At 62.1% G+C, this 15,039-nt stretch carries 14 protein-coding genes; 6 read left to right on the top strand and 8 right to left on the bottom strand.

Annotated features, from left to right (window positions below):
- The first annotated feature begins 179 nt into the window (after positions 1-179).
- Positions 180-1,076 carry an NmrA family NAD(P)-binding protein gene (locus tag ABEA18_RS05875; RefSeq protein ID WP_345448364.1) on the top strand — a complete coding sequence of 299 codons (897 nt, stop codon included), beginning with the start codon at positions 180-182 and terminating at the stop codon, positions 1,074-1,076.
- 6 nt (positions 1,077-1,082) lie between these two features.
- On the opposite strand, the gene ABEA18_RS05880 is transcribed toward ABEA18_RS05875, so the two are convergent.
- From ABEA18_RS05880 to ABEA18_RS05915, 8 genes are all read right to left on the bottom strand, one after another.
- Positions 1,083-2,222 carry an ABC transporter permease gene (locus tag ABEA18_RS05880; RefSeq protein WP_345448365.1) on the bottom strand — a complete coding sequence of 380 codons (1,140 nt, stop codon included), beginning with the start codon at positions 2,220-2,222 and terminating at the stop codon, positions 1,083-1,085.
- Between the two features lie 61 nt (positions 2,223-2,283).
- The gene (locus tag ABEA18_RS05885; RefSeq protein ID WP_345448366.1) at positions 2,284-2,946 is read right to left on the bottom strand and encodes an ABC transporter ATP-binding protein; all 663 of its coding nucleotides are present in this window, start codon (positions 2,944-2,946) and stop codon (positions 2,284-2,286) included.
- Positions 2,943-3,854 (bottom strand): hypothetical protein, encoded by a 912-nt coding sequence (locus ABEA18_RS05890; RefSeq protein ID WP_345448367.1) that lies wholly within the window; start codon positions 3,852-3,854, stop codon positions 2,943-2,945. The genes ABEA18_RS05885 and ABEA18_RS05890 overlap by 4 nt, the downstream gene beginning before the upstream one ends.
- A 550-nt stretch (positions 3,855-4,404) precedes the next feature.
- Positions 4,405-5,040, bottom strand: a complete 636-nt coding sequence (locus ABEA18_RS05895; RefSeq protein WP_345448368.1) for an ABC transporter ATP-binding protein — start codon at positions 5,038-5,040, stop codon at positions 4,405-4,407.
- 11 nt (positions 5,041-5,051) lie between these two features.
- Positions 5,052-6,569, bottom strand: coding sequence for a hypothetical protein (locus tag ABEA18_RS05900; protein WP_345448369.1), 1,518 nt, complete (start codon positions 6,567-6,569; stop codon positions 5,052-5,054).
- Between the two features lie 9 nt (positions 6,570-6,578).
- The gene (locus tag ABEA18_RS05905; RefSeq protein ID WP_345448370.1) at positions 6,579-6,977 is read right to left on the bottom strand and encodes a hypothetical protein; all 399 of its coding nucleotides are present in this window, start codon (positions 6,975-6,977) and stop codon (positions 6,579-6,581) included.
- Between the two features lie 13 nt (positions 6,978-6,990).
- Positions 6,991-7,233 carry a hypothetical protein gene (locus tag ABEA18_RS05910; protein WP_345448371.1) on the bottom strand — a complete coding sequence of 81 codons (243 nt, stop codon included), beginning with the start codon at positions 7,231-7,233 and terminating at the stop codon, positions 6,991-6,993.
- 24 nt (positions 7,234-7,257) lie between these two features.
- A complete protein-coding gene (locus ABEA18_RS05915; protein WP_345448372.1) occupies positions 7,258-7,953 on the bottom strand; it encodes a hypothetical protein in 696 nt (231 codons plus the stop codon).
- A 739-nt stretch (positions 7,954-8,692) separates the two neighbouring features.
- Between ABEA18_RS05915 and ABEA18_RS05920 the strand changes: the two genes are divergently transcribed.
- From ABEA18_RS05920 to allB, 5 genes are all read left to right on the top strand, one after another.
- Complete coding sequence (locus ABEA18_RS05920) at positions 8,693-9,496, top strand: hydroxypyruvate isomerase family protein (RefSeq protein ID WP_345448373.1); 804 nt, start codon at positions 8,693-8,695, stop codon at positions 9,494-9,496.
- A gap of 123 nt (positions 9,497-9,619) precedes the next feature.
- A complete protein-coding gene (locus ABEA18_RS05925; RefSeq protein ID WP_345448374.1) occupies positions 9,620-10,498 on the top strand; it encodes a 2-hydroxy-3-oxopropionate reductase in 879 nt (292 codons plus the stop codon).
- A gap of 147 nt (positions 10,499-10,645) precedes the next feature.
- Positions 10,646-12,424 carry a glyoxylate carboligase gene (gene gcl / locus ABEA18_RS05930; RefSeq protein ID WP_345448375.1) on the top strand — a complete coding sequence of 593 codons (1,779 nt, stop codon included), beginning with the start codon at positions 10,646-10,648 and terminating at the stop codon, positions 12,422-12,424.
- Between the two features lie 22 nt (positions 12,425-12,446).
- Positions 12,447-13,685, top strand: a complete 1,239-nt coding sequence (locus tag ABEA18_RS05935; protein WP_284991928.1) for a glycerate kinase — start codon at positions 12,447-12,449, stop codon at positions 13,683-13,685.
- The gene (gene allB / locus ABEA18_RS05940; RefSeq protein WP_345448376.1) at positions 13,678-15,039 is read left to right on the top strand and encodes an allantoinase AllB; all 1,362 of its coding nucleotides are present in this window, start codon (positions 13,678-13,680) and stop codon (positions 15,037-15,039) included. The genes ABEA18_RS05935 and allB overlap by 8 nt, the downstream gene beginning before the upstream one ends.

A 15,039-nucleotide genomic window follows, 5' to 3' on the forward strand; every position in this document is an offset into this window, starting at 1 on the left:
ACCCCTGGCATCACCGCAGATCAGCGCCCCGAACCCCCTCAAACCGGGACGAGGTGACCAAACTCAGGAGCAATCCACTGCGCGATATATTCGGAGGGTCTCGAACTGAGTTGTAAGAGCCTTGTCACCGGACTGGCCGAGCGAGGCTTGGTCTTCGTCCCTGCACGAAGGAGCACTCCATGACTGACACCAAACCGGTCCTCGTCGTCGGCGGCACCGGCCATGTCGGCGGCAAAGTGGTCGATGAACTGCTCGCAAGAGGAAAGAGCGTCCGGGCGTTGGTCCGGCCAGGATCGGACGCGAGCAAGCTCGAGGCCAAAGGTGTCGATATTGCCCGCGGCGACATGCTCGACCTTGACTCTCTCGTCGCCGCTATGACAGGGGCCGACGCCGTTATCACCTCTGCGGCCGGGTACACCCGCCGGGACAAACGGGCCTTGGAGATCGACACGACCGGCAACACCAACCTAGCCGTCGCTGCGAGCCGGACGGGTGTCAGGCGATTCATTCTGGTCAGCATTCTCACCTCGGACCAGACACCGGACGTCCCGCATTTCTGGCACAAGAAGCTCACGGAAGACAAGCTGGAGGAACTGGGTGTCCCGTTTGTCGCACTTCGCCCCGGCGCGTTTCTCGACCAGATCACCCAGATGGGAGGAGACCCGTTCGAGAAGAAGCGCCTCATGTGGTTCGGCACCAAGACCGTCCCGCTGACCTTCGTGCTCACCTCCGACCTCGCCGGCTACCTCGCAGCTGCTGTCGACGCGGACATCGCCGACGGCGAGCGGATCGACATCGGATGGGACCGAGCTGTCAGCATGCAGGATATTGCGGACCTCGCGTCGACTTTTGCGGGTGAGCAGGTCCGCGTGCGCTCGATGCCGGCCGGGTTGGTTCACGCGCTCGGCGCGCTAATGGGACCTTTCGTCCCTATGGTCAAGGACGTGAGCTCCATGCTCGCCTGGTTCGAGACCGGCAAATACGTCGCGGACACTTCGCGCCAAGCCGAAGTATTCGGACCCGTCCCGACGGCGGAAAACGCGGTCGCGCGGTTTGCTCGGAGTCTGGGGCACTAAGGGGATCTACAGGTCCCTGAGCGAGGAATCCGCGTCGAGCCGGGCGAGTCTTGCGACGTGGCCAACTGCTCCAAGGCACAAGAACAAAGGAACGCAGAGGAGCGCTCCGAGCACAAGCAGCCAGTTGGGCATAGCCCATGCGGTCACCGGCAAGAGATCGAGCTGCAGTCCGCTGAAGACCGCCGTTCCGACTATCGAGCAGAAGGTTCCCAGGAGCGCTCCCACGACGCCAACGATGAGGCCCACTGCCGCCAATTCGACCATGTAAACCCCTGCTATCGAGGCTCCCGACCAGCCGATGGCTTTGAGGAGACCCACTTCGCGGGCCCGCTGCTTGATCCAACTGCCACCAACGGACACTCCAACACCAAGGCAGAAGATGATCAGGAAGCCACCGATCACCCAGCTGACAAGGGCAAGAAGAGCAAACAGGCCTGACAGGGACCGGATTTGGCCCGCGACGCTGTTCACGGAGTACCCGAGGGCTCGAACTTGGTTTTGCACGTTGATCACTTCGTCTGCTGAGTCAACGCGAACATATGCGCGGGGATAGGTTAACCCTTTGGCATTTGGCCGAGCGTTGGCGAGTGTTGACTTGAGTAACTCGCGAGATACGTACGCGGCCTGCGCGCCATCCGTGCCCGGCGACGAGTTGTCATAGATTCCTGACACGCGGAGAGATATGGAAACGGGTTCCCCGTTGCCGGGGCCGATTTCCTTTGTGTACACGAAGCTCATTTCCTTGCCGAGCAACTGAGCGTATTTCTGACCCTGTCCCTTGTCGGGAAGCAGGATCTGGCCTACCCCAGGGCCGTCTCCGGGCACGTCTCCGAGCAATACTTTTGGGGCGATGCCACTGATAAATGGCGTCCCCATGAATGCACCGGGGTTGTTCTGAGATGGCCAGTTCGCCGGATCCTCGATGGCGAGGTCAATTTGCGCCCAGCCGGAGGACCCCACCACGTGATCGATTTGGTCGAACCGGGACAACGAGTCGTCGGTGATCTCGCGAGCTGAGTCTGGACCGACCGATGTCACCTCAACGTAATTCAGGGCGGAGTTGGTGGTGATCCTGTTTGAGTATGAACTTATGCCGGCCCCGACGATGCTGTCGGCGAAAATGAATACCGCGATGCCAAGACTCATCAGGACCGCGAGTGGCCTCAATTTCGATAGAGAAAGCCGCACTGACCTCGCAGCAAAGATTCTATTTCTGTTCAAGGAGCAACTCCTGCATAGGAAGCTGACGGTGGGCCACCTGCTGGAAGAGTTGGTCGTGGGAAGCCACGAGGACACCGCACCCGCTGTTGGCGCTCGTTCGCATGGCCTCGAGGATGGCTTCAGTGTTTGGCGCGTCAAGACCCGAACTTGGTTCGTCCGCTAGTAGCAGCAATGGTTCGTTGATCAGTGCGCGGCAAAACGCGACTCTTTGTTGCTGCCCACCGGAAAGCCTCTTCGCTTGCCGGTCGGCGACCGCCCCCAGGCCGAAGCATTCCAACTGTTCCGTAACCGTTGCGCGGGTCATGGGCTGGCGGCTGGCAAGGAGGACATTTTCCAACGCCGTAAGTTCGGGCAGTAGATTGCTGCTCTGAAAAACCATTCCAATTTCGCTTGAGCGGACAAGGCTCGCCGTCCGGGACGATGCGTTCGTTCGGTCGTTACCGTTGATCCACACCTTGCCGGCATCGGGGGTTGACAGGAGTCCGGCGATATTCAGAATAGTTGACTTCCCCGAACCTGACTCACCTCGCAGCCAGACGATTTCACCTGCCTCGACATTCAGGCTGATTCCAGGAAGGACTATTTGTCGATTCCCGCGTTCATCTGCAAAAGACTTGGCGATGTTCTCAAGACGCAGTACCGAGGTCACTTGTTCTCCCCGAAGTCGTAGGCACCCGGGACCGCGATCATGGCCGCTGAAATCGAGAGGCTACAAGGTGACGACTTGTCTGCTTCCATCCGATACAAGGACGGGAATTCTTTGCAGCCTTTCAGAGTCCGGAGTTTCTCGGCCGCTTTGTCGAAGTCGTTTGATCCAAGTCCGGAGCGACTTGCGTTCGTCATCGCGGTCAACGCCCGAAAATAGTTCAGGCCGTTTCCTTTGGGTGAATCGATGAGCTGCGGGAGGGCGGACTGGGCGGCCGGAAACATTGATCTCACTTCTTCACTGTTTGAGAAGTACATGGAGTTGGAGAGCGCCATCAGAGCGCCGGAGAGTAGGTCTTCAACTCCGGGGTCTGCATCGAACGCCTCCAGTCGCGCCAACCGGGCACTGGGCTCAAGCTGCACCAGCACATCCACCAAGTCGATGTACCCGCTGAGATTTGCCAATGTCACGACGGCCGGAAGCGCTGCCTTTCCCCGCTCTAAGACCGGACCGTAACTTCCCCAGGACGAAGAGCCGGAGCGCTTCAGCGCCACAAGCGCCTTGAGCTGAGAGACCAGGTCGGTTTCGGACGCCTTCAGAACCCGTTCCAGCTCGTCTCGGGTTCGCTCACTTGCGACCGCTGAAAAGCTCGTGTCGAGGAGTCTCGCGGCAAGATACGTCCCGTGGACCGACCCTTTGGCGAGAGATGATGACTCGGGCATCCGTATGAGGCCGTTGGTTCCCTGGAGCTTCGTCAGGTCTTCTTTGACGGCGGAGACGTCGTTGGTCGGCGCGGCAGGATCGGCGCCGCAGGCAGTCAGACCAAGCACCACGATCAGCGCGCAAAGACGTTTTGCGTTTCGTGTGTGGTGCGAATTTCGACGGCGTCCGCCCCCCAGAGCAGTGGACACCAAAGTCACCTTCTCCGACGAGACTTAAGCCAGCGGCTCGCGAAGTCGGACAGAGCTACGAAGGCAAGCGAAAGGGCAAACGCTAGGGCGACCGTGAGTGCCTCCCGAATTACATTTCTGCCAGTCCACCAACTGTTGTTGATAAACATCAAAATGATCGTCATGAGCCCAGCCTTTCCGAAGCGCGATATCCACACTTTTTCGTCCGGGCCTTTCGAGTCTTCCATCCGCTACCTCTCGGCTACAAAGGGAGCAAGCACAATTGGAAGCGCACGCGGATGGACGTCTGTTCCGGCGCCAGTTGCCCGTAGGCCGACGGCGATGGCTTGACTCATGAGAGCGAACTGCATCTTCGGTTCAGCCGGAAAAAGCACTCGAGCTTGGTCCGCCAGAGTCACAGTCGGGTCAATTGCCCCAAGTTTTGTTTCGACAGTTTCCGAGGCGAGCTCGAGACCGCTGGATGAGTCCTTCGGCACTGCTGATCCTGGGCTCATATCGGTCAAAAACAAAGCCATCGTCAACGTCCCGACAAGAGCAATTCTCAAACTTCTCATTTCGCTCCCACGCTTCGATCGCCCGGACCGCCAATGATTTGGGTCTTGAGGTCCTCCAGCCGGACCGTAACCGCTTCCGGTAACAAGTCCTGGAGTGAGTGGGTCACGATGACAACTAGCTTGGATTCGGCCCAACGTCTGATCTCCTCAACCATGTAGGCCACGCCCTCGGTGTCAGTCCCGTTGAACGGTTCATCAAGGACCACGCAATCGAACTGGCCGACGGTGTTCATGACGTACCAAAGTTTGCGCACATTTCCTGTGGACAGGTTGCCCGCGTTCTCGCCTAGCCACGGCTCCATGCCCAGCGAGGTCGCCCGCAGTATTTCGGGACCAGGATCGAGATCTCGGGCAATGCAGGCAAACACAAGGTGATCTCGGGCGGTCATCTGAGCGAAGATCGCCGCTTCGGACCGGCACACCCTCCGCCTGCTTCTACTTTCGGGGTCATCGGCCCTCGCTCCGTTGACAAAGACCGTTCCGGCCCATGGAGACAGATAGCCACTAGCCAGTTCGACGAAGGTCGATTTTCCGGATCCATTCTTTCCCTGCAAGTGGATCAGGGCGGGTCCGGTGAACGCGAAGGACAGGTCTTCGTACACGGGATGTTCGGCGGAATATCCGGCAAACACGCAGTCAAAGACTATTTCCGGGAGAGAACTCTGCGTTGCAGGCAAATCTTTGCACCTCCAGTGAGAAGAGCCGTGTAAGCGACGGCGGCAATGGTTGCAGGGACGTTGCTCAGGAGGAGAAGCCCAGGCACCGGAACAGCAAGCAGCAGACCAATGAACGCTGCCGCCAGGGACATTTCCATCGAGCCGTCGGCCTGCCTGACTTTGACCTTGCTGTAGGCGTTTCCGATGATGTTGCTGCTCGCAATCGACCACGGAATCAGGAGAATTTCCACGGGCAGGACGCCGGTTGCAGCCCAGACAATGACTCCCATCGCTGGTCCCGCAAGCAGCGCCAGGAGCACAGATTGGGTCAGAGTCACGCCCCATACAAGAGAATTGAGGCCGAACCCGGATTCCCAGCTGTACCTCAGCTGGGGAAGAAGTCCGATCGGACTGTTCGCCTTGCAGATGAGTTCATTCCCGACGACTCCCACCATGAAAACGATGCAAGCGGCCGCGTTCTGAATTCCGGGGATCTCCCGAAGGAATTCCGGCCCGATCCCGCCCCCGCGAAAGCCGATCGCGGTAGCAGCAGCCAGAAGCAGGCAGATTCCGATTCCACGGAACAGGGCAAACCACTTGTCCCTTACGAGATTCACTATCAGGACCCGCCAGAGCATGGCGACCGGCGTCGTCGTCTTCAATACGAACTCCCTGACGCGCCGCGGGACCCGGGCGTTTACGGGAGACGATTGCCTCCTGATCGCTCGAACGTTCCGGATTGTGAGAAGGGGAAATACGACGACGGCGATCGCCACCGCCGTCGCGATCCAGCCGCCTGCCGCGCAGGTTGCGTTGGGTCGCAGGTCAAACCCGGGCGGTGCCGAGGTCAATGCCAGCAGTCCGCGGGCGAGGATGGCCCCTAGCAACCCGGCCAGGAGGCAACCCCCGGCGAAGACAGTCCACCCCACTGCCAGACTCGGAATAAGAGGGTCACTTGCGGCCAGCTTGGAACTCCAGGCAAGCCAGCACGAAGTCAAGGCAAACGGGGCAGCTAAGAGGGTCAGGGCCAATGGCCCGCCGCTTCCACTTTCCTCTTGCACAACAACCCATGCCGCGGTGCAGACGGCGCCCGACAACCCAAACAAGAGGCCGGCCCGAGGAACTGCCTCGGCCAGGAACACATGGTGCATTGAAACATCGGTCGCCCTGTAGAGCTCCCTGTTTGGGTTGAACCGGACTGCAAATCTCCGGCTGCTGAGTGCTTCCCGTGCGAGCGCACCGACGGAGATATAGAGGCAGACGGCGAACGCCAACAGGATGACCGCCATCGTTCCGGCGCTGCCCCTATGGGTACCCGCGCCGCCAAAGGACAACGCCTCGTGCAGCAGCCGCATCACAAATAGCGATCCAGCCAGGACAGCACAGACCAAAGCAACCCGGCTAGCTACCCCGAGCCCCACGAGTGCGCGAATCGATATCGGCCATCCCGTGACCGCCAGTATGCGCACTCCCGAGAATTTGTAAGCCGCTCTCAGACTTCCCATTGCCCGTGCCTAGAGACGATTGACGGATTTGCTTTGGACAGACTCCGCATCCACGATGAGGACCGCGGTTCCGATACAGATGGTGACTATCGTCCAGAGCCATATCGGAAGCGTGGCGGGGAAACCGACGGTCGAGGCCCCTATGAAAACACCGCCGCCCATCCCACTGATGATGAACAGAACCGCATCGCGCTTGGGACTTCGTTTTGTCGCGAGCACAACCACCAGGGAGATCGCTCCGACGGTCAAGGACGTCCATGCAAGCAGTGGAGTCCCCGGTTCATGAAGGAGCCCCACGACGATACTGCCAGCGATACACGCGAGTACAAAGACGGTGGCGATCCTTCGGACCGTTGATGAGTAAATCAATGTCAGACCTTCCGGGTTCTGGCGAGCAGAGGAATTCATCAAAGGGCAGACTCTAGGGTTCGTTCTCGGTTTGGAGATAAGCCGCCAAAGCGTCTTTTCGGGCCCAAGAGACAACGAGGGCGACGTCGAGGGCGAGATCAGCGCAAAAGATGACAACAAAGACGGGGAACGGCGCGCCAGCGACAAAGAGAGCGCCCGCGACCACGATGAGGAGGACTCCGCTGATCAAGTTGTATCGACGCCGGCCGGGAGTCGCACGTCGAGCGGCGTGAAGTTCAGATAGATAGTAGAGCATGTCCCTCATCGCTAATGGTCGCCGTCACCGGCAATATCCGCCGGTATAACGGAAGGCCATCGCACCAATCGGGGCCGGTGCCAGCCTGATGCACTCGCCCCTGGAGTGAGCGATTGTCGCCTGCACCGCTATCTGCACTGCAGAGATCGCGCAAGCAGCTAGCCCGACCGGACTTCCCCCGGAAAGTCTTGAACACACCGTGAGAACCCCTTCAGCGGTTTTTGAAAAGGCCGTCTCTGCCTTATTGAATTCCACGACGGGGAAGATCCCAACCCAGCTGAATTGAGGATCGGCCACCACGGGAAATGCCGTCCCTTTTCCGATCTCAATGTGCTGGATGAGCCGGTTCCCCAAGGAGGAGTATTTAGTCGGCACTTGCCTTCCGTCTGCGTCGCGTGCCCAAGGGGCGGCGATGTAGTTGACGACGTGCCCGCCGGGGTCCATGACCACCGCCGAGCCATCGCTTGCAACAACAACGTCAGCGGGTCGGCCCTCAAACGTGAAATCAAAGGCGAACGAGCGCGGAGCGGCTTCGTTGTTGGCGACGACGAAACCGGCTCCAGATTCATCACCGCGCTGAGCAAAAACGTAAGAGTGCCCCTTATCCACGTTAAGCGTCGAAGCCTTTACATTGCCTTTCGACTGCTTGACAGATTTGCGCTGCGAAGTCGCCACCGCTTGTACTGTCAGCCGCTGGCCGTCGGCCGCGACAATGCTCATCGAACCCCCGTCCCCGAATTCGATCCTTTGCGTTTCAGCACCAGGCGGAGCCTGAGGCGATGATTGGCTCTGCGCACCTTCGAAGGGCCTGGACGCTAGAACCTGATCTAGCGCGCTCTGGCCCTGCGTGGTCGATGCGCTCGCGGCCGGTGACGAGACCGTCATTCCGATGATCGCAATAGCGAGGGCCGAGGTTGCAGCTAAGACTTTCCGAGCAATCGGTACGCGCGTTTCCATGAATCCCCCAATGTCTTCTATGGTTCGGATCCGGGTTCGGAACCTATGCGGGAAGACTAAGGGCGAAAATCGCGACTCAGTGCCGAAATCGACGAATTAAGTGGTGCCGTCGTCGAATCTCAGTGGTCAAACGTGGCAACACGTAGACGGAAACGTGGCAACACGTAGATGGACACGCGAGATTTCCTTATGCTCAGGCCAACCTAAATTCAACCTCACGCCTCCCGAACCATCACCCGAGTAGCCTCTCGCTTGTACTTGAGCGCGTGAATCCGAGGGCCGAAGCCAGCCCGTCCCCTCCCAGCCCACCCAACCCCGCCACCTGGTATCCCAAACCCCTCCCCGCAAGACACCCCCTTGACTCCCACCCCCACGTTCCCTAAACTTTTCATAAAGCAGAATCTAAATTCCACAAAGCGGAAATCGACGAAGGCGAACTAGCCCAAGAGACCAAGCCAAGCGGAACATGGATCCCAAGCCCTCCCCCGGAAGGACACCTACGATGACGTACACAGTGAACTGCTCCATCCTCCTGACGGAGCTGCCCCTGCTCGAGCGCCCCGCGGCCGCGAAGGCTGCCGGCTTTGACGCCGTCGAATTCTGGTGGCCCTTTGAAACTTCCGTCCCGTCGGACGCCCAGGTAACCGAGTTCGAGAACGCCATCAAGGACGCTGGCGTTCAGCTCACCGGCCTGAACTTCAACGCGGGCAACATGCCCGGCGGCGACCGCGGCCTGGTTTCCTGGCCCGCACGCTCCTCCGAGTTCCTCGACAACATCGACGTTGTCGCAGGCATTGGCGAGCGTCTGGGCTGCAAGGCCTTCAACGCCCTCTACGGCAACCGCGTGGACGGCGAATCGGCCGAAAAGCAGGACGCCATCGGCGCCGAGAGCCTGGCCAGCGCGGCAGAAGGCGTCGCACGAATCGGCGGCACCGTCCTCCTCGAACCGGTCAGCGGCGCCCCCAAGTACCCGCTCCTCAAGGCCGCCGATGCCCTCAAGGTGATCGCCCGCGTCAAGGAAGAGTCCGGCGCCACGAACGTCAAGCTCCTCGCCGACTTCTACCACCTGGCAGTCAACGGGGACGACGTCGCAGCGGTCATCGAAAACCACGCCAAGGACTTCGGCCACATCCAGATCGCCGACAACCCCGGCCGCGGGGCTCCCGGAACCGGCGAGCTTCCCCTCGGCGAATGGATCGCCCGCAGCCGCGAACTCGGCTACGAAGGCTACATCGGCCTCGAGTACAAGGAACCGCAGGAAACGGCCTTCAGCTGGGCCATCCGCCAGCGCGCCACCTCCCACTAGCGAACCCCCACGGCCCAACTGAGTAGCAGTTGATGTCGTTTAGAGCCTTCAAAACGACATCAACTGCGAGCTAGTTGGGTCCAGCACACCTGAGCTAAAACAAAGACTTCAGTAAGGAAAATCATGAGCAACGTTGCAGTTATCGGACTCGGAATCATGGGCCTCCCCATGGCCATCAACCTGGTCAAGGCCGGCCACACCGTCACCGGTTTCAACCGCAGCCAGGACAAGATCGACAAGCTCGTCTCCGAGGGCGGCAAGGGTGCCGCGAGCATCGCCGACGCCGTCAAGGACGCCGACGTCGTCATCACCATGGTGCCTGACTCCCCCGACGTCGAAGGTGTCGTGAGCGGCCCCGACGGTGTCTTCGCCAACGCGAAGAAGGGCACCCTCTGGATCGACGCGAGCAGCATCCGCCCGGACGTCGCCGCCCGCCTCTCGGCAGACGCCGTCGCAACCGGCATCCGCCCGCTCGACGCCCCGGTTTCCGGTGGCGAACAGGGCGCCATCGACGCCGTCCTGTCCATCATGGTCGGCGGCGACGCAGCCGACTTCGAAGCAGCACAGGATGTCCTCAACGCCGTCGGCAAGACCATCGTCCACGTCGGCCCCTCCGGCTCCGGCCAGACCGTCAAGGCAGCCAACCAGCTGATCGTGGCCGTCAACATCGAGGTCCTCGGCGAGGCTATCGCCTTCCTTGAGGCCTACGGCGTGGACACGGACGCAGCCCTCAAGGTCCTCGGCGGCGGCTTGGCGGGCTCCAAGGTCCTCGACCAAAAGGGCCAGAAGATGCTCGACCGCAACTTCGACCCCGGCTTCCGCCTAGCCCTCCACCACAAGGACCTCGGCATCGTCACCTCCGCAGCCCGCGAAGCCAACGTCGCAATCCCGCTAGGCGCCGTCGTCGCACAGCTCGTCGCCGCCACTGTCAACCAGGGCGACGGCGGACTCGACCACTCCGGCCTCTTCAAGCAAGTCCTCCAGCTCTCCGGTCGAAAGTAAAGCCGGGCCGCAACTAAGCCGCCCGCCCCAAAGGGCGGAAACAAGCGAAAACCAGCAGCCGGCGTCGGGCACTTCCGACGCCGGCTCCCCCAGACACACCCAAACTCAGCCCCGTAGCGGGCACCAAAAGCTTTCAAGGAGCACACCATGACGAAGATGCGCACTGTAGACGCAGCCGTCGCCATCTTGGCAAAGGAAGGCGCCATCGAGGCGTTCGGCCTGCCAGGCGCGGCAATCAACCCCTTCTATTCCGCGATGCGGGCACACGGCGGCATCCGCCACACGCTGGCCCGCCACGTTGAGGGTGCCAGCCACATGGCTGACGGCTACTCCCGTGCAGCAGACGGAAACATCGGTATCTGCATCGGCACCTCGGGCCCCGCAGGAACGGACATGATCACCGGCCTGTACGCAGCCTGGGCAGATTCCATCCCCATGCTCTGCATCACCGGCCAGGCCCCCGTTGCCAAGCTGCACAAGGAAGACTTCCAGGCCGTTGACATCGAGTCCATCGCCAAGCCGGTCACCAAGATGGCCATGACCATCCTGGAACCGGGCCAGGTTCCCGGCGCCTTCCAGAAGGCGTTCCAGCTGATGCGCTCCGGCCGTCCCGGCCCGGTCCTGCTGGACCTGCCGTTCGACGTGCAGATGGCCGAGATCGAGTTCGACATCGACGCCTACGAGCCCATCGCCGTCGAAAAGCCGAAGGCCAGCCGCAAGCAGCTGGAAAAGGCGCTGGACATGCTCACCGCAGCCGAGCGTCCGCTGATCGTCGCCGGTGGCGGCATCATCAACGCCGGTGCCTCCGCGCAGCTGGTTGAGCTGGCCGAACTGCTGAACGTTCCGGTCATCCCCACCCTGATGGGCTGGGGCACCATCCCGGACGACCACGTGCTGATGGCCGGCATGGTGGGCCTGCAGACCTCGCACCGCTACGGCAACGAGACCATGCTGGCCTCGGACTTCGTGATCGGCATCGGCAACCGCTGGGCCAACCGCCACACCGGCGGCCTGGACACGTACACCGCGGGCCGCAAGTTCGTGCACATCGACATCGAGCCCACGCAGATCGGCCGCGTGTTCTCGCCGGACTTCGGTATCGCGTCCGACGCCGGTGCGGCGCTGGACGGGCTGATCGAGCTGGCACGCGAGCGCCAGGCAGCGAAGTCCCTGCCGGACTACTCCGCTTGGGTCGCCGAGTGCACCGCCCGCAAGGGATCGCTGCAGCGCAAGACCCACTTCGAGAACGTGCCGATCAAGCCGCAGCGCGTGTACGAAGAGATGAACAAGGCGTTCGGCAAGGACACCACGTATGTGTCCACCATCGGCCTTTCGCAGATCGCCGGTGCGCAGCTGCTGCACGTGTTCGGCCCGCGCAAGTGGATCAACGCCGGCCAGGCAGGCCCCCTGGGCTGGACCGCCCCGGCCGCCCTCGGCGTCGTTCGCGGCAAGCCGGACGAGACCGTTGTTGCCCTGTCCGGTGACTACGACTTCCAGTTCATGATCGAAGAGCTGGCCGTGGGCGCACAGTTCAACCTGCCGTACATCCACGTGGTGGTGAACAACTCGTACCTGGGCCTGATCCGCCAATCGCAGCGCGGCTTCAACATGGAACAGAACGTGTCCCTGGCGTTCGAGAACATCAACTCCCCGGAAACCAACGGCTACGGCGTGGACCACGTCAAGGTCGCCGAAGGCCTGGGCTGCAAGGCCATCCGCGTGGAAAACCCGTCCGACCTGCCTGCCGCCTTCGACAAGGCCAAGGCGCTCATGGGCGAGTTCAAGGTTCCCGTGGTGGTTGAAGTGATCCTGGAAAAGGTCACCAACATCTCCATGGGCGTTGAAATCAACGGTGTGAACGAGTTCGAAGATCTGGCCGAGCGCGGGGCGGACGCCCCCACTTCGATCATCTCGATGCTGGACTAGTAAGTACTGAAGGAGGTACGGAATGCGTGTGGTCATAGCCCCGGACAAGTTCAAGGGATCGCTGTCAGCTCCCGAGGTGGCCAGCCGCTTGAGCGCCGGATTGCGGGCAGGTTTTGCCGCTGGCAGCGCAGCGGCGAGTTTGCCAGCCGAGGGCTTTGAAACCACGCTCATTCCAGTGGCCGACGGCGGCGAGGGGACTCTCGACGCCGCCGTCGGCTCCGGCTTCACCCGCCGCAGCACGACGGTCACCGGACCCACGGGCCAGCCGATCACGGCCGAGTTCGCGGTCCGCGGCGAGGAAGCCGTCATTGAAATGGCTGCGGCCTCCGGGCTTGCGGTGCTGCCGGGCTTCGGCGACGGCAGCGCCCCGTCTACCGAAACGGCCAAGAGCTCCACAAGCCTGGGCACGGGCGAACTCATCCGCGCCGCCCTGGACCTCGGCTGCCGGCACATCATCCTCGGCGTCGGCGGGAGTGCCAACACCGACGGCGGCGCCGGCGTCCTGCAAGGCCTCGGCGCCGTCCTCCTCGACGCCGAAGGGAACGAACTCCCCGGCGGCGGCGCGGCCCTGGCCCGCCTGGACCGGATCGACTTCTCGAACCTCGACGTCCGCTTGGAGGTCACCGAGTTCGTCCTGGCGTCCGACGTCGACAATCCCCTTTTGGGCCGCACCGGCGCCGCCGCGATCTTCGGACCGCAGAAGGGCGCGACGCCGGACGATGTCGCCTCGCTCGACGCGGCTCTGACCCACTTCGTCCAGGTCCTCGCCAACGAGATCGGCTCCGAAGCCCAGGACGCCGCACAGGCTCCAGGCGCTGGTGCGGCAGGCGGCGTCGGCTACATCGCCATCGCGGCGCTGGGCGCGGCACGCAGGCCGGGCATCGACGTCGTGCTCGAATTCACTGAACTCGAGCAGCGGTTGGCCGGCGCGGACCTGGTGATCACCGGCGAAGGCAGCCTCGACGAACAAAGCCTGCTCGGCAAAACGCCGATGGGCGTGGCGCGGGCGGCGGCGCGTTCGGGGATCCCTGTGATTGCCGTCTGCGGCCGCAGTACGCTGAGCCCGGAACAACTTTCGGAGTCCGGTTTCGAGTCGGTCCACGCATTGACCGAGCTCGAATCCAATGTAGAGAAATGTATAGCTGAAGCAGGGCCGCTGCTTGAAGAATTGGGTAAGCACATCGGCGTGCGCCTCTCTGAAAAAGCGGTATCCACCCAAGACGCAGCGCGAACCGAGACCAAGGAGCAACTCCATGTCTGAAGAAACCACCACGGCACACGGCCCGTTTGACCTGGTCATCCGCGGCCAGCGCATCCTCACCACCGCCGGTATCACCGCTCGCGAAGTCGGCGTCCGCAACGGCGTGATCGTCGCGATTGAACCGCTGGGCAACGGGCTCTCCGGCACCGAGGTAATCGAGCTCGGCGACGACGAAACCCTCATCCCCGGCCTCGTGGACACCCACGTGCACGTCAATGAGCCCGGCCGCACCGAGTGGGAAGGCTTCGCCTCCGCCACCCGCGCCGCAGCAGCCGGCGGCGTCACCACCATTATCGACATGCCGCTGAACTCCATCCCTCCCACCACCAACGTGGAAGGCCTCAAGCTCAAGCGCGAAGTTGCCGAGGACCAGGCCTTCGTGGACGTCGGCTTCTGGGGCGGCGCCATCCCGGGCAACAAGAAGGACCTCCGCCCGCTCCACGACGAGGGCGTCTTCGGCTTCAAGTGCTTCCTGCTCCACTCCGGTGTGGACGAGTTCCCGCACTTGGACGCGGACGAGATGGAAGAGGACATGGCGGAGCTCAAGTCCTTCGACTCCCTCATGATCGTCCACGCCGAGGACTCCCACTCGATCGACCACGCACCCCACCCCGGCGGCGCGCACTACTCCACGTTCCTTGCCTCACGCCCCCGCGGTGCCGAGAACAAGGCCATCGCCGAGGTCATCGAACGTGCCCGCTGGACCGGTGCGCGTGCGCACATCCTGCACCTCTCGTCGTCGGACGCGCTGCCCATGATTGCTTCGGCAAAGCGCGACGGCGTCCACCTCACCGTGGAGACCTGCCCGCACTACCTCACGCTCATGGCCGAGGAAATCCCCGACGGTGCGACCGCATACAAGTGCTGCCCGCCCATCCGCGAGGCCTCCAACCGCGAGCTGCTCTGGCAGGGCCTGCAGGACGGCACCATCGACTGCATCGTCTCGGACCACTCCCCCTCGACGCTTGACCTCAAAGACCTGGAAAACGGCGACTTCGCCGTGGCCTGGGGCGGCGTCTCCTCGTTGCAGCTGGGGCTCTCGCTGATCTGGACCGAAGCACGGCACCGCGGGATCACCCTGGAGCAGGTGGTTTCCTGGATGTCCGAGAAGCCCGCAGCCTTGGCCCGCCTGCACAACAAAGGCCAGCTGGCGCTCGGCTACGACGCCGATTTCTCCATCTTCGCGCCTGACGACGCGTTCGTCGTCGACGTCAAGAAGCTCAAGCACAAGAACCCGATCACGCCGTACGACGGCAAGGCGCTCTCCGGCGTCGTACGCAAAACGTACCTGCGCGGCAGCGAGATCGACGGCCGGACGCCCAGCGGCAAGCTGATTCGCCGCGGCGGAGTGTAA

The organism is Arthrobacter gyeryongensis (assembly GCF_039543785.1).
GTDB lineage: Bacteria > Actinomycetota > Actinomycetes > Actinomycetales > Micrococcaceae > Arthrobacter > Arthrobacter gyeryongensis.

Bases quoted from the DNA above. Each gene is read 5' to 3' on its own strand.
- ABEA18_RS05875 (WP_345448364.1), top strand. From the start codon at position 180: ATGACTGACACCAAACCGGTCCTCGTCGTCGGCGGCACCGGCCATGTC.
- ABEA18_RS05880 (WP_345448365.1), bottom strand. From the start codon at position 2,222: ATGAGTCTTGGCATCGCGGTATTCATTTTCGCCGACAGCATCGTCGGG.
- ABEA18_RS05915 (WP_345448372.1), bottom strand. From the start codon at position 7,953: ATGAGCATTGTCGCGGCCGACGGCCAGCGGCTGACAGTACAAGCGGTG.
- gcl (WP_345448375.1), top strand. From the start codon at position 10,646: ATGACGAAGATGCGCACTGTAGACGCAGCCGTCGCCATCTTGGCAAAG.
- ABEA18_RS05905 (WP_345448370.1), bottom strand. From the start codon at position 6,977: ATGAATTCCTCTGCTCGCCAGAACCCGGAAGGTCTGACATTGATTTAC.
- ABEA18_RS05935 (WP_284991928.1), top strand. From the start codon at position 12,447: ATGCGTGTGGTCATAGCCCCGGACAAGTTCAAGGGATCGCTGTCAGCT.
- ABEA18_RS05920 (WP_345448373.1), top strand. From the start codon at position 8,693: ATGACGTACACAGTGAACTGCTCCATCCTCCTGACGGAGCTGCCCCTG.
- allB (WP_345448376.1), top strand. From the start codon at position 13,678: ATGTCTGAAGAAACCACCACGGCACACGGCCCGTTTGACCTGGTCATC.
- ABEA18_RS05925 (WP_345448374.1), top strand. From the start codon at position 9,620: ATGAGCAACGTTGCAGTTATCGGACTCGGAATCATGGGCCTCCCCATG.
- ABEA18_RS05900 (WP_345448369.1), bottom strand. From the start codon at position 6,569: ATGGGAAGTCTGAGAGCGGCTTACAAATTCTCGGGAGTGCGCATACTG.
- ABEA18_RS05910 (WP_345448371.1), bottom strand. From the start codon at position 7,233: ATGCTCTACTATCTATCTGAACTTCACGCCGCTCGACGTGCGACTCCC.